Annotated in this window: 11 protein-coding genes and 1 pseudogene; 2 read left to right on the forward strand and 10 right to left on the reverse strand. The window is 71.0% G+C overall.

Annotated elements, in window-relative coordinates:
- The first annotated feature begins 17 nt into the window (after positions 1–17).
- The gene (locus ACFY16_RS28120; protein ID WP_390649981.1) at positions 18–2,060 is read left to right on the forward strand and encodes a TIM-barrel domain-containing protein; all 2,043 of its coding nucleotides are present in this window, start codon (positions 18–20) and stop codon (positions 2,058–2,060) included.
- 174 nt (positions 2,061–2,234) lie between these two features.
- On the opposite strand, the gene ACFY16_RS28125 is transcribed toward ACFY16_RS28120, so the two are convergent.
- The 9 genes and pseudogenes from ACFY16_RS28125 to ACFY16_RS28165 form a co-directional block, all read right to left on the reverse strand.
- A complete protein-coding gene (locus ACFY16_RS28125) occupies positions 2,235–4,028 on the reverse strand; it encodes an ABC transporter ATP-binding protein (RefSeq protein ID WP_390649982.1) in 1,794 nt (597 codons plus the stop codon).
- Positions 4,028–5,779 (reverse strand): ABC transporter ATP-binding protein, encoded by a 1,752-nt coding sequence (locus ACFY16_RS28130; protein ID WP_390649983.1) that lies wholly within the window; start codon positions 5,777–5,779, stop codon positions 4,028–4,030. The genes ACFY16_RS28125 and ACFY16_RS28130 overlap by 1 nt, the downstream gene beginning before the upstream one ends.
- Positions 5,780–5,982: 203 nt before the next feature.
- A complete protein-coding gene (locus ACFY16_RS28135) occupies positions 5,983–6,696 on the reverse strand; it encodes a hypothetical protein (protein WP_390649984.1) in 714 nt (237 codons plus the stop codon).
- Positions 6,697–6,730: 34 nt separating this feature from the next.
- Entirely contained in the window at positions 6,731–8,962 is a 2,232-nt protein-coding gene (locus ACFY16_RS28140) for a glycoside hydrolase N-terminal domain-containing protein (protein WP_390649985.1), read from the reverse strand.
- Positions 8,959–10,926, reverse strand: a complete 1,968-nt coding sequence (locus ACFY16_RS28145; protein ID WP_390649986.1) for a beta-galactosidase — start codon at positions 10,924–10,926, stop codon at positions 8,959–8,961. The genes ACFY16_RS28140 and ACFY16_RS28145 overlap by 4 nt, the downstream gene beginning before the upstream one ends.
- Positions 10,926–11,201, reverse strand: a pseudogene (locus tag ACFY16_RS28150) (1,4-beta-glucanase); the annotation flags it as partial. The gene ACFY16_RS28145 and the pseudogene ACFY16_RS28150, both read right to left, overlap by 1 nt.
- Positions 11,202–11,511: 310 nt before the next feature.
- Positions 11,512–12,438 carry a carbohydrate ABC transporter permease gene (locus ACFY16_RS28155; RefSeq protein WP_390649987.1) on the reverse strand — a complete coding sequence of 309 codons (927 nt, stop codon included), beginning with the start codon at positions 12,436–12,438 and terminating at the stop codon, positions 11,512–11,514.
- Positions 12,435–13,487, reverse strand: coding sequence for an ABC transporter permease (locus ACFY16_RS28160; RefSeq protein ID WP_390649988.1), 1,053 nt, complete (start codon positions 13,485–13,487; stop codon positions 12,435–12,437). Before ACFY16_RS28160 ends, ACFY16_RS28155 begins: the two co-directional genes overlap by 4 nt.
- The gene (locus ACFY16_RS28165; protein ID WP_390649989.1) at positions 13,487–15,169 is read right to left on the reverse strand and encodes an extracellular solute-binding protein; all 1,683 of its coding nucleotides are present in this window, start codon (positions 15,167–15,169) and stop codon (positions 13,487–13,489) included. Before ACFY16_RS28165 ends, ACFY16_RS28160 begins: the two co-directional genes overlap by 1 nt.
- A 370-nt stretch (positions 15,170–15,539) precedes the next feature.
- On the opposite strand from ACFY16_RS28165, the gene ACFY16_RS28170 reads away from it, so the two are divergent.
- Positions 15,540–18,386 carry a glycoside hydrolase family 3 C-terminal domain-containing protein gene (locus ACFY16_RS28170; protein WP_390649990.1) on the forward strand — a complete coding sequence of 949 codons (2,847 nt, stop codon included), beginning with the start codon at positions 15,540–15,542 and terminating at the stop codon, positions 18,384–18,386.
- Between the two features lie 87 nt (positions 18,387–18,473).
- Here the strand turns inward: ACFY16_RS28170 and ACFY16_RS28175 are convergent, their stop codons facing one another.
- Positions 18,474–19,919 carry an aldehyde dehydrogenase family protein gene (locus ACFY16_RS28175; protein ID WP_390650118.1) on the reverse strand — a complete coding sequence of 482 codons (1,446 nt, stop codon included), beginning with the start codon at positions 19,917–19,919 and terminating at the stop codon, positions 18,474–18,476.
- Positions 19,920–20,030 lie beyond the last annotated feature (111 nt).

Genomic DNA, 20,030 nt, shown 5'->3' on the forward strand with positions numbered 1-20,030 from the left:
GCACAGGAGCACCCCACGTGAATCAGCCTGCCGAAATCCCGCCCAAGGTCAGCCTCGCGCAGTCGTCCCCCACCCTCGGTACGTTCCGTGAGCGGGGTGGCGCGCTGGAGTGGAGCGGCCGCCAGGAGACCGTACGCGTCGAGCCGTGGGGCCCGGACGCGGTCCGGGTGCGCGCCCGGCTCGGCGGACCGGTCCTCGAAGGACTGCCCGGTGCGCTGCTGTCCGACGCGCCGGCGACCGAGAGCACCGTCAAGATCGAGGGCGGGACCGGTCGGCTGACCGTGGGCGCCCTGACCGTCGAGGTCGACGTCGAGGGCGCGATCCGCTTCCTGCGCACCGACGACTCCTCGGAGCTGCTCGCGGAGCAGCGTGCGCACTTCTGGTGGCCGGGGCCGCGCCTCTACACCGCGGTCGGCAATGGCTACCACCGCCTGGAGCAGCGCTTCGCCGCCTACGACGACGAGAAGCTGTACGGCCTCGGCCAGCACCAGCACGGCAGGCTGGACCAGAAGGGCCTGGTCCTGGACCTGGTCCAGCGCAACGCCGAGGTCGGCATCCCGGTGCTCACCTCCAGCCGCGGCTACACCCTGCTCTGGAACAACCCGGCGATCGGCCGCGTGGAGCTGGCCGGCAACGGCACCCGGTGGGTGGCGGACTCGGCCCGCCAGATCGACTACTGGATCACCGCGGGCGACCCGGCCGACGCCCAGCGCCGCTACAGCGCGGTGACCGGCCGTACGCCGATGCTGCCGGAGTGGGCGGCGGGCTTCTGGCAGTGCAAGCTGCGCTACCGCACCCAGGACGAACTCCTCGCCGTGGCGCGGGAGTACAAGCGGCGCGGCCTGCCCATCTCCGTGATCGTCTGCGACTTCTTCCACTGGACGCACCTGGGCGACTGGAAGTTCGACCCGAAGGAGTGGCCGGACCCGGCGGCGATGGTGCGCGAGCTGGCGGAGCTCGGCATCAAGCTGGTGGTGAGCGTCTGGCCGTCCGTCTCTCCGCTGTCGGAGAACCACCAGCTCATGGAGCAGCGCGGCCACTTCATCGGCACGCAGTACGGCCCGATGGCGCACGCCGACTGGCCGGACAAGGAGGTCGCCTCCACCGTCCAGGTCGCCTTCTACGACGCCACGAACCCCGAGGCACGGGAGTTCGTCTGGTCGCGGGTGAAGGAGAACTACCTCGACCCGTACGGCATCACGGCGTTCTGGCTGGACGCCTGCGAGCCGGAGCTGAAGCCGGGCTTCCACGAGAACCTGCGCTACTGGGCGGGCCCGGGCCTGGAGGTCGGCAACCTCTACCCGGCCGAGAACTCCCGCACCTTCTACGAGGGCCTGCGGGCGGCCGGCGAGGAGGAGATCATCTCCCTCAACCGCTCGGCATGGGCGGGCAGCCAGCGCTACGGCGCCGCCCTCTGGTCCGGCGACATCGGCACCGACTTCGCGACCTTGCGCCGCCAGATCGCGGCCGGCCTCAACACCGCGCTGTCGGGCATCCCGTGGTGGAACACGGACATCGGCGGCTTCCATGGCGGCGACCCGGACGACCCGGCGTACCGCGAGGTGATGATCCGCTGGTTCCAGTTCGGCGCGCTGTCCCCGCTGATGCGACTGCACGGCTTCCGCGACCCGGGCATGCCGCTGGGCCCGGAGATGACCGGTGGCCCGAACGAGGTGTGGTCGTACGGCGAGGAGGCCGGCGCGATCCTGGAGAGGTACCTGCGGCTGCGCGAGCGTCTGAAGCCGTACGTGCTGAAGGTCATGCGCGAGGCCCACGAGGAGGGCCTGCCGACGATGCGGCCGCTGTTCCTGGAGTTCCCCGAGGACCAGGCGGCCTGGTCGGTCGACGACGCCTACCTGTTCGGCCGCGACCTCCTCGTCGCCCCGGTGCTGACCGCGGGCGCCACGGCCCGCACGACGTACCTCCCGGCGGGCGCGAGCTGGACGGACGCGTGGACGGGTGAGACGTACGAGGGCGGTGCGGCGGTGACGGTCGACGCTCCGCTGGACCGCATCCCGCTGTTCCTGCGGGACGGGGCGCGGCTGCCGGTAGCGGGGTAGCCGCGTGGGAAGGGAGGGCGGCCGGTCCTTGGGGGGAACGGCCGCCCTCCGCCATGCGTGGGTGCGACCTCGACGTCACCCCCGTGGCCCGGGAGCGCAGAAGGGGGTCACCGGGTGACGCCCGCCAACAGCCAGCGGCGCACTGACACCTTCAGCAGCACCCGGCCGCGGGGCTCAGGGCGCGGCATACGCCGTCGCCTGGATGCCGTACAGATCCGCGTACCGCCCGTCCAGCGCCAGCAGTTCCTCGTGTGTGCCGTGCTCGGTCAGGCTGCCCTTGTCGAGGACGAGGATCAGGTCGGCGCCGCTCACTGTCGAGAAGCGGTGGGAGACGATGACGGTCACGGCGCCCGTGCGGGTGGCAAGGGTGCGGGCGCGGTCCATGTAGCGCTGGAAGATGGCCTGTTCGCTCGGGGCGTCGAGGGAGGCCGTCGGTTCGTCGAGGACGAAGAGGAGCGGGTCGCGGCGCATGGAGGCGCGGGCCAGCGCGGTCTTCTGCCACTGGCCTTCGGAGAGGTCGACGCCGCCCAGTTCGCGGCCGAGCTGGGTGTCCAGGCCGTTCGGGAGGCGGGCCACCAGGCCCTCGGCGTCGGCTGCGCGGACCGCATCCGCGATGCGCGCGCGGTCGTCGATGTGCGGCAGGTCGCCGAGTCCGACGGTCTGGGCGAACACGGTGTGGAAGCGCCCGAAGTCCTGGTACGCGGCGCTGGTCCGGGCCCGCCAGGCATCCGTGTCGAGCTCGGCGAGATCGGTTCCGTCGACGGTGATCCGCCCCTCGTCGGGCCGGTAGAACTTCGACAGCAGCTTCACCAGCGTCGTCTTGCCCGAGCCGAACTCGCCGACCACCGCGATCACGGCGCCGGCGGGCAGCGTGACACTGATCCCGTCCAGCGCGCGGCGTTCCGTGCCGGGGTAGACGTACGACACGTCGGTGAGGGTGATGCCCTCGCGGAGCGCGTCGGGGCTGGGCGCCGTGCCTGCGGTACGGTTCCGGTGCTCGGCGGCGTACTCGCGCAGCCACAGGTACGGGCCGATCAGCCGCATCGAGTCGATCGCCCCGCCCGCTCGCATCACCGCCTGCTGCACGGACTGGCGCAGCGCCGCCGCGACGGTGATCGTCAGCACCAGGTCGCCGGGCGTGCCGAGGCCCTGTGCCGTGCGGTGGCCGACGAGCGCGAGGCCCCCGCCGAAGCCGAGCGTGAAGACCGTCCAGCCTGCCGCTCGCAGCCATGCGGAGCGCATCCGGGCCCGGTAGCGGCCTTCCATCGCTTTCCCGAAGGCCGCGCTCTGCCGCCGTACGATCTCCTCCCCCGCGCCCGCGACCCTGAGCTCCTTGCCGGTCGCCGCGCGCGTGCCGAGCTTGAACAGATGGCGCTGCACGCGGTGGTACTCGGCGGTGTCGGTCTCCGCCGCGTTGATCAGCCGCTGGCCGCGGGCGTTGGCCCACAGCGGGAGTGCGGCGGCGGGCAGCAGGAGCAGCAGCCAGGGGCTGACCGTCCCGAGGAGCAGGAGCAGCACCACGAGTTGGAGCACGTCCGTGAAGATCGCGATCGCGCTCCACATGCTGGCGACGATGCCCCAGGCGGAGGTGCGGACCGTGGTCACCCGGTCCAGGTAGTCCGTACGCTCCAGGTGCTCGAGGCCCTCCAGGGTCGCGATGTCTCGGTGGATGCCCTCATGGATGTCCGTCAGCCCGATCTTCTCGGTCGACATGATCATCAGTGACTGGCTGCTGCGGTTCAGGGTGCGGGTCGCGGCGTATGCGCATGCCGCGCAGACCGCGCCGAGGACCGCCGTGTCGTGGTCGCCGGTGGTGATGCCGTTCACGGCGGTGCGCAGGGAGAGCGCGACTGCGGTGGTGGCGGCCACTCCGAGCAGCAGTACGGAGAGGGTGGCCGCGGTGGCGGCCGGGATGCGGCGGCAGGAGAGCGCGAACAGCTCGCCCCACAGCGCGAGTGTGCGCCTCACTAATACTCCCCTTCCTCGATGCGGTCCTCGTGGCCGCGCTGGAAGCGTTCGGCCTGGATCGCGAACATCTCGGCGTATGTGCCCTGCAGGGTGATCAGTTCGTCGTGGGTGCCGGACTCGGTGATGCGGCCGCCGTCCAGCAGGACGATCCGGTCGGCTTGGCGGACGGTGGACAGGCGGTGCGAGATCAGGACGACGGAGGTGTCGTCGCCGCGGGCCCGCGAGAGCCGGTCGAAGACGTCGAACTCGGTCCGTACGTCGAGGTGGGCGGTCGGCTCGTCGAGTACGAGGAGCCGGGCGCCGGTGTGCACGGCGTACAGCGCGCGGGCGAGGACGACCTGCTGCCACTGCCCGCCGGACAGGTCGACGCCGTCGGTGCGGGAGCGGGCGAGCGGGGTGTCCCAGCCGCCCGGCAGCCGCTCGAGGACGGCGGTCAGCCCGGCGTCGCGGGCGGCGGCTTCGAGCGCGGTGTCGTCGCGCGGGACGAAGGCCTGGCCGAGCGCCACGTTGTCGACGGCGGAGAGTTCGTAGCGCACGAAGTCCTGGAAGACGACCGAGATACGGCGGCGCCAGGCATCGGGCGCGAGGCCGGCCAGGTCGGTGCCGTTCGCGGTGATGCGGCCGCCGGTCGGCTCGTACAGGCCCGAGAGCAGCTTGATGAGCGTGGACTTTCCGGCGCCGTTGAGGCCGACGACGGCGAGGAGTTCGCCGGGGCGGATCTCCAGGTCCAGGCCGTCGAGGACGGTGCGCTCGGTGCCGGGGTAGCGGAAGGAGACGCTCTCGAAGCGGACGTGGAGGGGGCCTTCACGGAGGACCTCGGTGCCCTGGCGCGGCACGGGCACCGGCAGGAGCTCCTCCAGCTCCGCGGTGGCTTCGAGTGCGGCCTCGGCCCCGGCGACGTCGCGCCCGTCGGCGTAGTCGACGAGGGTCACCAGCGACCAGCCCGCGCTCAGCACGGCCGTGGCCACGGCCGCCGACTGCGTGCCGTCGGCTCCGCCCGCCGCTGCCGGTACGAACACGGCGAGCAGGCAGCCGAGGACGACGAGGCCGTGCCCGATGTTCTCCCAGACGAGGGGGACGGTCCGGCGCCACAGCGGCTCGAACATGGCCATCAGATGCCGCCGCTGCTCGGCGAGCATCCACTCGGCCAGACCGAAGGTCCGTACGTCCTTCCCGGTGCTCGGCGACGTCATCGCCTCGGCCCACACCCCGCCCTGCTGTGCGCGGTCGGCGCCGGTCAGCCACTGCCGGATCAGGTCCAGGAAGCGGCGTACGGAGCGGATGCGCAGCGCGACGACGGGCAGCAGGATCACGGGCACCGCCCACCACGCGAAGGCGGCCAGCACGGCGGCGGAGGCGACGAAGCCGCACACGGCGCTGATGAACCGCAGCTGGGCGGCGGCGCCGTCGGCCGGGGTCCGCTCGGTCCAGTTCTCCGGGTCCGCGGAGGCGGCCTGCACGAGTTGCTGGGTCCTGGGCTGCTCCAGACCTCCGATGGTGGGGACGGAGACGGCCCGGCGCAGGAGCGCGGCCCGGTGGGCGCCGACGATCCGGGCCTTGAGCAGCCAGTCCAGGGGTTCGATGAATGATTCGAGGAGGTGCGCGGCGAGGAGGAGGACGGTGAAGGCGGCCAGTGGCCACAGGAGGCCGCCGAGGGCTCCGTCGCCGGTCAGTCCCTCGGCGCGGCCGATGAGGTGCCCCATGGCGACCGCGGTGGCAGCGGGCAGCAGGGCCTGGGCGAGCAGGAGCAACGAAAGCCCCGCCAGCAGGGGGCGGGGTACGGTGCGGAGCGGGCGGAGCAGCGCGATGCGCTGCGTGAGTGGGCCGGACAGTAGGGGTCACCTCGCAGGTTCCGGTGGATGGTGGAGCCGGCCCCGGGACGGGACCGGCTCCCCGACGTGCTTCATGGTGCCGTGGTGCTGTGGTTCCGTGCCGCTGATTTTCTTACGGGCCGTCAGCTACCCGAGACGGTCAGGTTGTTCGTCTGGAAGTCCATCCCGCCCGACGACGAGGTGATCTCGTAGCCGAACTGGACGTCTCCGATGGTCTCGTTGCCGAACCAGCCCTTGGTGTCCTTGATCCACTTGAGGATCGGGAGGACGTCGACGGTGCCGGAGGACGAGTTCGAGGTGCGCACGAAGGAGAAGACGTCGTTCGCGCCGTTGTTGCCCTTGTAGACGGTCCAGGTGTGGCCGCCGAGCGTCACGTTGCCCTGCGAGGTGCCGAGCGGGCCGACGGCTCCGGTCTTGTTGACCCAGAGCATGATCTCGTAGTCGTAGTCGGTGTCCCAGATGTCGTACGACGTGTTGTACGCGCCGGACGACGGGACGGTGACGTTGTAGCTGCTGGTGAGCGAGGAGAGCGAGGTGATCGACTTGTTGATCACCTTCTTGGAGTTGGGGTAGGACTTGATGCCGCCGGTGTCGGGGTGGTTGGCCCAGACGCCCCAGTTGGTGCCGGAGTTGGCCCAGATGCACTGGCTGCCGGCGCCGGATCCCCAGATGTTGTTGTAGAGCGTGTAGCCGTTCAGGCTGGTGTTGCCCCACTGGTCGCAGGAGCTCCAGACGGCGGCGGAGGCGGGGGCCGACGCGAGGCCGACCGTGGCACCGAGTGCGAGGGCCGGGGCGAGCAGCGCCTTGGCGACCCTGCCGAGCGTGCGTGTTGCCATGGTGTCCCTTCCATGGTGGGGGGAGGTGCGGGGGCTACCACGTCCCCAGGGTGAGGACGCGGTCTTCTCCGGCGACGAGGTCGAGCGGCTCCGCACCGGAGGAAGTCACGAGTTCGATGCGGTGGGTGCGGGTCGGCCTGAGGACGGCCGTGGCGCCCTCGGGGGTCCAGGCGAGGTCGAGTCCGGCGCCGAACCGGGTGCGCACCCCGCACAGTTCGCCCGTCGGGTGGCCGGCCGGGAGCGCGGGCAGCAGGACCAGCCGGTCGGGGGTGGACTGCACCAGCATCTCGATCAGCACGGCGGGCAGGGCGTGCGCGGCGTCCGCGTTGTAGACGTCGCGGGCGGGGTAGTGCGCGCTCATCAGGGAGTCGTGGAAGAAGTCACCGCCGAGCACGTCGCCGAGCGCGTGCGCGACCCGGCCGGCGTCCCTGAGCCGGGCCGCGATCAGGGCGTGGTGGAGATGGCCGTGCGCCGAGTCGTTCTCCGCGCCGCGCAGTTCGAGGGCGCGGTGGGCGGCGGCCGCGAGGTCCGGGGTGTCGTAGGGGTTGATCTCGTCGAGCGGCCAGACGCCGTAGAGGTGGCTGAGGTGGCGGTGGTCGTAGGTGTCGTCCAGGCCGGGGTGGGCCCATTCGGCGAGCGCTCCGTCGGCGTTGATCCGGTGCGGTGGCAGCCGGTCGGCGAGGGCGCGCCAGCGGTCGGCGTGCTCGGGGTGGTACGCGGCCGCCGTCAGCAGGGCGTGCCGGGCCGCGGAGAGGTCCATGGCCGCGTTGAGGGCACCCCAGCTCGCGTTGGCGGGCCGGTTCTCGGGCGAGTAGGAGGGGACGACGACGAGGTGGCCGTCGTCGTCGGTGCGGGTGAGGAAGTCCTCGTAGAAGAGGGCGGCCTCGGCGAGGGCGGCTGCGGTGCGCCGGTCTCGTTCGCCGCGGGTCTCGTCGTGGTCGACGAGCGGTTTGAGCAGCCAGTCCGCGCCGGCGGTCCACAGGTGGAGGGGGTACTCACGGCTGAAGTGGTACGTGAGCCCGGACTCGCCGTCGGTGTGGGAGGGGGCGACGACACCGCGGGCGCCGAAGATCGTGCGGGCGTTCTCCCGCCAGTCGGGGAGCTGACGGTGAACGAGGCGGGCGAGCGCCTCGGTGACTTCGGGCAGTGCGGCGGCCGTGGCCGAGGCGGTCTGGAGGTTGAGGTTGGCGTTGGTGGTGAAGGCGCCGGACCACGCCGTGTCCCAGTCGCCGGTCCACAGACCGGTGAGGCGGGGCGGGAGCAGGCCGCCGGCGGACAGCAGGTGGTAGCGGCCGGCCGCGAAGAGGCGCTCCAGGAGGGCCGCGCTCCCGGGCTGCTTGAGCAACTCCGAGCCTGGCAGGGCACGTTCGGCCGGGTCGGCACGCAGGTCGAGGGTGACGCGGTCGTAGGCGGTGCGGTGGTGAGCGAGGTGACGGTCGAGGAGGTCCTCGTACGGCTGCTCGGTGAGCAGTGCGCGCAGGGCTCGCGCCTCCTCGGCGACGTCCAGCTCGCCGGTGTGCCGCCGTACCCGGGTGAGGAGCAGCACCGAGGCCGCGCCCTCGACTCTGACGCCCGGCGGGGTGAGGGTCGTGCTGCCGCCCTCGACCACCACCAGGCTCACTCCGGTGTACGCGCGGTCGCTGCCGGGGTAGCGGACACGGAGGGTGAGCAGCGCGCCGTCGGGGGTGCGCAGGGCGCCGTGCCCGACGCCCAGACCGTCGGGTGCGCCCGGGAGGCGGTGGTCCAGGGAGATGTCCTGGGTGAGGTCCGGGGCGGTGACGTGCTGGACGATCACGTCGTCCGCGCGGGAGACGAAGACGCGGCTGGTCCGGTCCCCGCAGTGGGCGGTCACCTCGCCGGTGGTGAAGTCGACGGTCCGGCGGGTGGGGGTCCCCCCTGTTCGAGCGGAGTCGAGAACTTGGGGGAGGTGCCAGGTACCGGTGGGGCCGCGCAGCTCCGTCCGGAAGGCGGGGTGGAAGGGCTGCACCCATTGCAGCGGCCGTCCGTCCGTGAAGCTCTCGGCGGCCGTCAGCTCGCCGGCGAGCAAACGGTCCTGGAGTGCGGGCAGTTCGGCGGCCAGCCGAGGGGGCCGGGCGTGTTCGCCGCCGTTGGGGCGGACGAGGGTGTGATGGGTGACGATGACACGATCGACGTTCGGGTCGCCGAACACAAGGGCGCCGTGGTGGCCGTTGCCGCTGAGGAAGGCGTCCTCCCAGCGGGCGGCCGGAGCCGGCTCCCAGGTGCCGTGGACGGGACCGGTCGTCATGGCTTGAGCACCGCCGCTCCATAGCGCCCGAGGGTGATCCGGTCCGTGACCGTCTCCCCCGTCAGCAGGTCTTCGTGGGTGTCCGGGACGGCGACGGTGACCGGCTCGCGCCCGTGGTTGAGCAGGAACAGCAGCTCACCGCGGCGCACGGCCTCGACCCCGGCGGGCAGCCCGGCGAGCACCGGCCGGGCTCCCGCGTCGGCGGCGATACCGCTGAGCAGGGCGCGCAGCGCCTCCGGCTCCGGGAGCGTCGAGACGTACCAGGCGCGGCCCCTGCGCAGGACGGCGGGCAGTCCGTCGAGCTCGCCGCCCTTGTACGGGACCGTCTCGGTCACCTCGTCGGCCGCCTCGATCTCCTCCGACCACAGCGTGCCCCGGAAGCCGTCGCACTCGACGGTCTCGCCCGCGTCCAGCGGCCACCATTCGTGCAGGGTGCGGATGCCGAACAGCTCCCGCAGCCGGGCGTCCATGCCGCCGGGGCGCACCCGGTCGTCCTCGTCGGCGACACCGGTCAGGAACCCGGAGACGAGGGTGCCGCCGCCACGGACGTAGGCCAGGAGGTTCTCGATCACGGCGTCGGTGAGGAGGTAGAGCTGCGGGACGACGACCATCTTGTAGCCGGACAGGGCGTGCTCGGGGTGGGCGAAGTCGGTGGTGACGTTCGCCTCCCAGAGGGCTCGGTGCCAGGCGCCGAGGACGGCCGGATGGTCGACCTGGGTGGAGAGGCGGCCCTCCTGGACGCCGGCCCACCAGGCGTTCCAGTCGTGCAGGATCGCCACGTCGGAGACGCTGTGCCGGTCTGACACCTCGCCGCCGATCCTGGCGAGTTCGGTGCCGAGCTGCTTGATCTCCTGGTACGTACGCCCCTGTTCCCCCGCGTGACTGACCATCCCGGAGTGGAACTTCTCCGCACCCTGCCGGGACTGGCGCCACTGGAAGTAGCAGACGGCGTCCGCGCCGCGGGCCACGGCCTGGAGGGACCACAGCCGGTTGAGGCCGCGCGGCTTGGGGTGGTTCACGCCGCGCCAGTTCACCGGTCCCGCCGCCTGCTCCATCAGCATCCAGGGGCCGCGGGCCTGGGAACGGGTCATGTCCTGGACCAGGGCGCCGTTCTGGGCGCCGAGGGGGGCGCGCGGATCGGGGTAGATGTCGACGGAGACGACGTCCTCCTCCTCGGCCCAGCGCCAGGCGTCCTGGCCGATCCACAGCGGCATGAAGTTGGTGGTGACGGGGATGTGCGGGGTGTGCCGGGCGACGATGTCACGCTCGGCGGTGTAGCACTCCAGGAGCATGTCGGAGGTGAAGCGCCGGAAGTCGAGCACCTGGGTGGGGTTCTTCATGTAGTGGGCGTGGCGCGGGGGCAGGATGCCGTCCCAGCTGTCGTAGCCCTGGCTCCAGAAGGCCGTGCCCCAGGCGGTGTTGAGGGCGTCGAGGGTGCCGTACTTCTCGCGCAGCCAGCGACGGAAGGCGGCGGCCGCCTCGTCGCCGTAGTCGAAGGTGCAGTACTCGTTGTTGATGTGCCACATGGTGAGGGCGGGGTGGCCGGCGTAGCGGGCGGCCAGGGCCTCGGTGATGGCGGCGGCGTAGTGGCGGTAGGTGGCGCTGGAGTGCGAGAAGTGCTGACGGCCGCCCCACCACTCGACCCGGCCCTCGGCGTCGCGGGGCAGGGTCTCGGGGTGGAGGCGCCCCATCCAGGGCGGAGGCGAGGAGGTGGGGGTGGCGAGGACGACTCCGATGCCGTTCTCGTGCATGAGGTCCATCAGCCGGTCCAGCCAGCCGAACTCCCTGGCGCCCGGCTCGGGTTCGAGCTTCGCCCAGGAGAAGACGCCGAGGGTGACGGAGTTGACGCCGGCGTCCTTCATCAGCCGGACGTCCTCGTGCCAGGTCTTCTCGGGCCACTGCTCGGGGTTGTAGTCGCCGCCGAAGAGGACACGGCCGCGGGTGGCGTCACTGAGTCGTGGCATCAGACCTGCTCCCCGTACTGGATGGTGAGGCCGTTGGTGGCCAGGCAGACGCGGCCGTACACGCGCGGGTCGCCGACGATCACTTCGCCGGTCCAGCCCCACTGGTGCTGGTCGTCGTTGATCCGCACCCAGGTCTTCGCCCCGTCGTCGGAGCGGTGGACGGCGGTCATGGCCTCCGTCGAGCCGACCTGGTAGATCGCCGGGTGGTCGGCGCGGTCGGCCGCCTTGCCGAAGCCGAGGGTGTACGAGGCCCAGCAGCTGTCGACCTTCGAGAAGACGAATCCGGTACCGCCGACGTCGGCGTTGCGCCGGCGGTGAGCGGGGGCGGCGGCCTCGGCGCCGTATGCACGCCCCTGCACCACAGGGATGCCGGTCGACGCGGCGGTGGCCGCGGTCCCGGCAGGAACGGCACGTCGGCTCAGGCTGGACGCAACCATGACAAACCTCGTTCTGCAAGAAAAGGGAGTGGACGTGCCTGGGGGCGCGGGGCTGTTTCTCCATGCGGCTCCGCCGCGCGGGCGCGGCGGCCGGCCCCAACCGACCGCAGCCGCCGACGCTCGGAAGCCCCCACCGGGATGACCGGGATCAGCCCTTCACCGCCCCCGTCAGCATGCCCTTCTTGAAGTGCCGCTGGACGAAGGGAGACGCGATCGCGACGGGGATCAGCGCGAGGACCATGACAGCCATCTGCAACCCCAGCGCGGACAGCTGACCCGTGCGGACCGCCTGCTGGAGGCCGGTCGGCGCCTCGCTGTGCTTCTGGACCAGCTGGATGAGCACGTTCTGCAGCGGCATCATCTGCTGGTCGGTGAGGTAGATGGAGGCGTTGAACCAGGCACTCCAGTACCCGACCGCGTAGAACAGGGAGATGACGGCCAGCACCGCCCGCGACAGCGGCATGATGATGGTGAGCAGGATGCGCACGTCACTGGCCCCGTCGATGCGGGCGGACTCGGTGAGTTCGGGGGAGATCCCCATGAAGAAGGCCCGCAGGACGAGGATGTTGAAGACGCTGACCGCGCTCGGCAGGATCAGGGACAGATAGGTGTCGGTGAGGCCCAGCGACTGCACCAGAAGGTACGTCGGGATGAGGCCGGCCCCGAAGAACATGGTCCCCATCATGGTCATCAGGAAGAACCGGTGGCCCAGAGTGCCCGGCCGGGACAGGCCGTAGGCCGCGAGCACCGACACCGTCATCGAGAACAGCGTGCCGAAGAGCGTGACGCCGAGCGAGACCATGATCGCCCGGCTGACCTGGCCGCCGCTGAGCAGTTCTGTGTAGTTGACGAAGGTGATGCCCTTGGGGATCACGACGAGGCCGCCGGCCCGGTCGATCACGGGTTTGGGGGACAGACTGGTGACGATCACGATCCACAGCGGACCGAGCACCCCCAGGCAGCAGAGCGCGAGGAAGCCGCCCTTCAGGGTGAGTCCGGCCTTCTTGGGCGGCTCCTCCCACACGGGGCGGGCGGGCGCCTTGAGGCTGCGGATGAGCTGCGTGTTGAGGCTCACTTCTGGTACACCCCCTGCTCGCCCAGCAGGTGCGCGAACTTGTTCGCGCCCAGGACGAGACAGATTCCAATGACTCCCTTGACGAGACCGACCGCGGCCGCGTAGCTGAAGTCGCCGTTCTGAATACCCAGGTTCCACACGTACGTGTCGAGGACCTCGCTGGCCCCCACGCCGACCGCGTCCCGCTGGAGCAGGAACTGCTCGAATCCGACGCTCAGCGCGTCCCCCACCCGCAGGACCAGCAACAGCGCGATCACCGGGCGCAGCGCGGGCAGGGTCACGTGCCACATGCGCCGCCAGCGCCCCGCGCCGTCCATGGCGGCGGCCTCGTACAGATCGGTGCTGACGGCGGCCAGCGCGGCGAGGAAGACGATGATCCCCCAGCCGGCGTCCTTCCACACGGCCTGCGCGGTGACCAGGTACTTGAAGAGGCCTGCGTTGGTCATCAGGTCGAAGCCGCTCCAGCCGTGGTCCTCGAGGGTCTGCGCGATGATGCCCGCGCCGCCGAAGATCTGCTGGAAGACGGTGACCACGAGGACCCACGAGAAGAAGTGCGGCAGATACATGATCGCCTGCGCCACGGCCCGGACCCGGGGCCGGATCACGCTGTTGATGAGCAGCGCGAGGGCGATGGGGATCGGGAAGAACAGCACCAGTTGGAGCATGAACAGGACGATGGTGTTCTGCGTGGCGTCCCAGAACAGCGGGTCGTCGAACATCCGCGAGAACTGCTCAACGCCCACCCAGGGGCTGTGGAAGATCGCCGTGATGCCGTTGGTGGAGACGTACGGGTCGTAGTCCTGGAAGGCGACGACGTTGCCGAGCAGCGGGACGTAGTTGAAGAGCAGGAGCAGGGCGATGACGGGCAGGGTCATCAGGATGAGCGCGCGGTCGCGGCGGAGCCGGATCCGCCAGGAAATCCGGCCCGCCCTGCCCGCCTTGCGCGGCACCCGTTCCTTCGCCGCGGCGGTGGCGACTGCGGCCGTCGGTTCCTCGACGGCCGCGGGGGGACGGGTTCCGTCGGGCCTGCTCCCGGCCGTGAGGGACATCAGTTGCCGCTGCCGTTCTCGTCGATGAGCTTCTTGTACCAGTCGCGCAGCTTGTCGCCGCCGGAGGACTTCCAGGTGGAGATGGCCTGCTGCACGTCGGACAGCTTCTTGTTGCCGCGCACGTAGTCGATCTCCAGCTGCTCGAACTGGCTGGAGAGGTTCGCGTACCGGGACGGCTCGACGATGTTCATGCCGAACGTCGAGGTCTTCTTCATGAAGGCACCCATCCGCTGCTGCCACTCGACCTGCTTGCGGGCGACGTCGGGGAAGTCGGGGTGGGCGAAGTAGGCAGCGGGAGCGGCCAGCATCACCCAGGCGTTGATCACCTCGGAGTTGCCCTGGTCGTTCTTGACCGGGACGCCGTCCTTGACCGAGTAGTGGGTGCCCGCGACGCCGTAGTCGACGAGCATCCGCTCCTTGGTGCCGTAGGGCGCGGCCGCGAAGTTGGCGGCGGCCAGCGCGTTCTCCACGGTCTCCTTCGAGGCGCCCTTGCGGATCAGCGACCAGATGGTGGCGGGCTGGCCCGCGTACAGCGTCGGGTTGCCGCCGTCGGCGCCGAAGATGTCGATGGCCTCGATGTGGAAGTCAGGGTTGGACTGGGCCTGTTCTGCGGTCTTCCCGTACCAGTCGGCGACGTTGGTGTTCCAGACCAGGATCTGCCCGGCGGTGAAGCGCTGACCCGCGTCGCCCGAGCGCGCCTTGTCGTCCGGATGGACCACGCCCGCGTCGAACAGCTTGCGGACCCACTCCAGAGCCTCGAGGTATTCGGGCTGCTCGATGCGGTACGTCAGCTTGCCGTCGGACCCGATGTCCCAGCCGATCGTCCCGGAGCCGCGGACACCGAAGATGTTCCACGCGGACCAGGCCATGTTGCCGTCCAAGGCCCATACCTTGGCCTTGGGACTGGTGGCCTCCTTGGCCCAGCTCATGAACTCGTCGGGGGACTTGGGTACCGAGTAGCCCTTCTTGTCGAAGAGGTCCTTGCGGTACAAGGGCGCGATCCAGTTCGCGGTGGCGGCCGGCATCGGGATGCCGCGCAGCGCGCCGCCGAAGATGCCCATGCGCCAGGCGTCGGAGGGGATGGCGGCCAGGTTCTTGTACTTCTTGACCTTGTCGCCCGCCAGGTAGGGGCTGAGGTCCATGAACTTCGCGGTGACCGCGTTCGAGATCTTGCCGACCAGCTCCCAGCCCGGCACGACCACCATGTCGGGTATGGAGCTGGAGGCGAGGACGGCGCCGAGCTTCTGGCCGTAGGTGTTGCCGTCCTGGTTCTGCCAGGTGACCTTGGTGCCCACCGCGGCGTCGAGCGCGGTGTAGTAGGCGCAGCCGGGCTTCGGCGGGGTGCCCCAGAACGGGGACATGATCTTGAAGGAGGCGCCGGTGCCGAGCTTGTCCGGGACCGAGGTGGCGAGGGCCGCGAGGTCGACCTTGCCGGTGTAGCCGGCCGCGGAACCGTTCTTCGACGGAAGGTCCGGCTGGGCGACCGTGCTGGCGACGAACGTCGGCAGCATCTTGTCGGCGCTCTTGCCCGACGTGGTGCCCTCGTGCGATCCGCTGTCCGAACCCCCACAGGCGGCGAGCAGCGGCATCCCCCCCGCTACCGCGGCGGTGGCTACCGCCGTGGAGGCGAGGAAGCTTCTCCGGCTGGGAGCGGCGGAAGCGGAAGCGGCGTTCGGCGTCATTGCGTCAACCCTTCATGGCGCACCAGGACACCCGGCGGTGGCCGTCGGCTGTGGTGTCTTGAGTGAAACTGGCTGAGCTGAAGCGGTCCTCCGACCAAGGGCCGTGGAAGGCGCACCTGTTGGCGCCGTTCCTCGTAGTCGAAGCGCTTCGATGTTGCTGCGAGGTTAAGTGAAGGTTAGGGGGCGCACAAGAGTCGCATCCAAGATTCCTCCGAGGTATGAGGTTTCGTTTCACCTTCATATGCCGCTTGCCATGTCAGCTTCGCGTCGGACTTGTTGCCTCGAGGTGTCTTGACACCCACCCCCCGGTCGAATGAGCATCGAAGCGCTTCGAAAGCGCCTCACCGCTCCATCGCAAGGGGATCCCCACGTGACCGCACAAACGCCGCCTACGCCGCCTTTCCGCGATCCGCAACTGCCGTTCGCGAAGCGCATCGACGACCTGCTGGGGCGGCTCACCCTCGACGAGAAGGTCTCCTTCCTGCACCAGTTCGCGCCGGCCGTGGAGCGCCTGGGCATCGCCGCGTTCCGTACCGGCCAGGAGGCCCTTCACGGCGTGGCGTGGATGGGCCCGGCCACGGTGTTCCCGCAGGCTGTCGGCCTCGGCGCGACCTGGAACACCGAGCTCGTACGCCGGGTCGGCGAGGCGGTGTCCAAGGAGATCCGCGCGATGCGGTCCCGCGACGACCGGGTCGGCCTGAACGTCTGGGCCCCGACCGTGAACCTGCTGCGCCACCCCCTGTGGGGCCGCAACGAGGAGGGCTACTCGGAGGACCCCAAGCTGACCTCGGCCATCGCCACGGCGTACACGCTCGGTCTGCGCGGCGATCACCCGACGTACTGGCGCACGGCACCTGTCCTGAAGCACTGGCTCGCCCACAACAACGAGACCGACCGGGACACCTCGTCGAGCTCCGTGCGCCCGCGCGTGCTGCACGAGTACGACCTGCGCGCCTTCCGCGAGACGGTAGAGGCGGGCACGGTGGCCGGCGTGATGCCCGCCTACAACCTGGTCAACGGCCGCCCCAACCACGTCTCGCCGTATCTGCGCGAGCACCTGCGCGCCTGGACCGACGAGGACCTCCTGGTCTGCTCGGACGCGGGCGCCCCCTCCAACCTGGTCGACTCCGAGCACTACTTCGACACCCACGAGGAGGCGACCGCCGCCGCGCTCCTCGCCGGCGTCGACAGCTTCACGGACCACGGCACCGACGGCTCGAAGATCACCGCCCGGGTCCGGGGAGCCCTGGAGCAGGGCCTGCTGACCGAGGCGGACGTCGACACCGCCGTGCGCCGCCAGCTCTCCGTCCGCTTCCGCCTCGGCGAGTTCGACCCGCACGACGACCCGCACGCGGACACCGAGGACTTCGACACGCCGGCGCACCGCGCCCTGGCCCAGGAGGCCGCCGAGCAGGCGATCGTGCTGCTCCAGAACGACGGCCTGCTGCCCCTCGCCCCCGACACCCGCCTCGCGGTGGTCGGCCTGCTCGCCGACGAGTGCAAGCTCGACTGGTACAGCGGCACGCTCATCCACCGCTCCACTCCCCTGGAGGCCGTGTACGAGCGGTTCGGCGCCGAGCGCGTCGAGTTCGCCGAGGGCGTGGACCGGGTGCTGCTGAAGACCTCCGCGGGGACGTTCCTGCACGTCCAGGCCGCCGACGGCGCCGACGACGAGGTGCGGGGCGCCGAGGGTGCCCTGGACCCGGCCCTGCTCGCGGGCCGCACCGACCTGCCCCCGCTCACCACCGACGCCACCGGCACGGAGCTGGCGCTGATCGACTGGGGCGAGGACCTCCTCACCCTGCGCGCCCCCGACGGCCGCTATCTCTCGGTCGCCGACGACGGCTACGTCCGCGCCGCCGCCGACCAGCCCGGCGGCTGGGTGGTCCAGGAGACGTTCCGCCTCGAACCCCATGCGAACGGTCACCTCCTGAAGCACGTCGGTACGGGTCGGCACGTCTCTGTCGCCGCCGACGGCGTGAAGGTTGCCGACGAGAACCCGGAGATCTTCGAGCTCGTCATCGTCGAGCGCGGCGAGGACGCGGTGGCCCGCGCCGCCGCGCAGGCCGACGCCGTCCTGGTGGTGGCGGGCAACGACCCGCACATCAACGGCCGCGAGACCGAGGACCGTACGACCCTGCGCCTGCCCGCCCACCAGGAGCGGCTGTTGCGCGCCGCCCGGGCCGCCAACCCGCGCACGGTGCTGGCCCTGGTCTCGGCGTACCCCTACGCGGTCGAACCGGCCGAGCTGTCCGCCGTGCTGTGGACCGCGCACGGCGGCCAGGCCGCCGGCACCGCCCTGGCCCGGGTCCTGGCGGGCGACGTCTCCCCCGCGGGCCGCCTGCCGCAGACCTGGTACGCCGACGACGCCGACCTGCCCGGACTCCTCGACTACGACGTGATCGGCGCCCGCCAGACGTACCTGTACTTCGAGGGCACCCCGCTGTTCCCCTTCGGCCACGGCCTGTCCTACGCGTCCTTCTCGTACGCGGACCTGTCGGCGAGCGTCACGGACGGAACCGACGGCGCAGTCCACGTATCCTTCACGGTCACCAACACCGGCGACGTCACCGCCGACGAGGTTCCCCAGCTGTACGTCCGCGCCGCGGACCCGTCGGTGGTCCGCCCGCGCCGCGAGCTGGCGGCACACCGCCGGATCACGCTGGCCCCCGGCACGTCGACGGAGGTGACCTTCGAAGTTCCCTCCTCCGCCTTCGAGTTCTGGGACGTGGCGCAGGACCGGTGGCGCCTGGAACCGGGCCCGTACGAGCTCCTCGTCGGCGCCTCCAGCGAGGACGTCCGGCTCCGCACGACCGTGCGCCTCGAAGGCGAGCCCGGCGCACCACGCCGGGTACGTGAACGCGGCCTGGCCGCGGCCGACTTCGACGAGCAGAGCGGCATCGCGATCGTCGACCGCACGAAGACGTCCGGCGACGCGGTGACGCCCGCGACGGGCGGAACCGGTGAACTGGTCTACCGCCACTGCGACTTCGAGAGCGGCGTCACGGAGGTGTCGGTGACCGTGACGGGCGAGGGCGTGGTCGAGCTGTCCCTCGACGGCACCACCCCGCTCGCCGTCCTGACGTCGGCGACGGCCGCTTCCGGCCCGTACGACTACACCACCCTCGGCGCCGGGATCGCCGCCGAGGGCGTGCACGACCTGCACCTCAGGCTGCGCGGCCCACTGCGGCTCGCGCACGTCGGCTTCTCCGGCTGAGGGTCCGGACGAAGCTGACGCAGAGAAGGGGCCCGGCACCTGACATTGGGTCGGTGCCGGGCCCCTTCGGGGTCTGTGCGAGGTGGATCAGAGGGCCAGGCCCGTGAGCACCAGCACGCGCTCGTAGGTGTAGTCCTCCATGGCGAACCTCACGCCCTCGCGGCCCACACCGGACTGCTTGACGCCGCCGTACGGCATCTGGTCGGCACGGTAGGAGGGCACGTCGCCGACGACGACACCGCCGACCTCCAGGGCGCGGTGGGCGCGGAAGGCGACCTGGAGGTCGTGCGTGAACACGCCCGCCTGGAGGCCGTACTTGGACGAGTTGACGGCGGCGAACGCCTCGGCCTCGCCGTTCACCTTCTGCACGGTGAGGACCGGCCCGAAGACCTCCTCGCAGGAGAGGGTGACGTCGGACGGTACGTCGGTGAGGACGGTCGGCGCGTACGAGGCGCCGTCGCGCTTGCCACCGGTGAGGAGGGCGGCACCGGCGGCGACGGCCTCGTCGACCCAGGACTCGACGCGCTTGGCGGCGTCCTCGCTGACCAGCGGACCGACGTCCGTCTTGTCGTCGTTCGGGTCACCGGTGACCTGCGCCTCGACGGCGGCGACGATGCGCGGCAGGAGCCGGTCGTGAACGGAGGCGTCCGCGATGACCCGCTGCACGGAGATGCAGGACTGGCCACCCTGGTAGTTGGAGAAGGTGGCGATGCGGGTCGCGGCCCAGTCGAGGTCCGCGTCGCTCGCGAAGTCGCCGAGGACGACGGCGGCGCCGTTGCCGCCCAGCTCCAGGGTGCAGTGCTTGCGCGGCACCGAGTCCATGATCGCGTAGCCGACCTTCTCCGAACCGGTGAAGGAGATGACCGGCAGGCGCTCGTCCTGGACGAGGGCGGGCATACGGTCGTTGGAGACCGGGAGGATGCTCCAGGAGCCGGCCGGCAGGTCGGTCTCGGCGAGCAGGTCGCCGAGGATGAGGCCGGAGAGCGGGGTTGCCGGAGCCGGCTTGAGGATGATGGGCGCGCCGGCCGCGATCGCCGGGGCGATCTTGTGGGCGCACAGGTTCAGCGGGAAGTTGAAGGGCGCGATGCCGAGGACGACGCCCTTCGGGAAGCGGCGGGTGAGGGCGAGGCGCCCCTGGCCGCCGGCGTCGGTGTCGAGGCGCTGGGCCTCGCCGCCGTTGAAGCGGCGGGCCTCCTCGGCGGCGAACCGGAACACGGAGACGGCGCGGCCGACCTCGCCACGGGCCCACTTGATCGGCTTGCCGTTCTCGGCGGAGATGAGCTGCGCGATCTCCTCGGTGCGCTCGACCAGACGCTTGCTGACGTGGTCGAGGGCGGCGGCGCGCACATGGGCCGGAGTGGCGGAGAAGTCCTCAAGGACGGCGTACGCGGCGGCCACGGCCTCCTCGACCTGGGCGTCCGTCGGCACACTGACCTTGCCGACGAGGCGGCCGTCCCACGGGGACGTGACGTCGAAGCTGTCCTCGCCGGTGGCCTGGCGGCCGGCGAGCCAGAAGGCGTGGGTGGCCCCCACATTCTTGTTCTGGGGCATGTGCGAGTCCCGGCCCTTCCGCGTAGGGGACGTTCTTGGCTTTCGTCGTCCACGGTAGGGCCGGGCGATCGGGGGGTCGTTTGTCCGAGTAGG

Source organism: Streptomyces sp. NPDC001315 (assembly GCF_042896175.1).
In the GTDB taxonomy this organism is placed as follows: Bacteria; Actinomycetota; Actinomycetes; order Streptomycetales; family Streptomycetaceae; genus Streptomyces.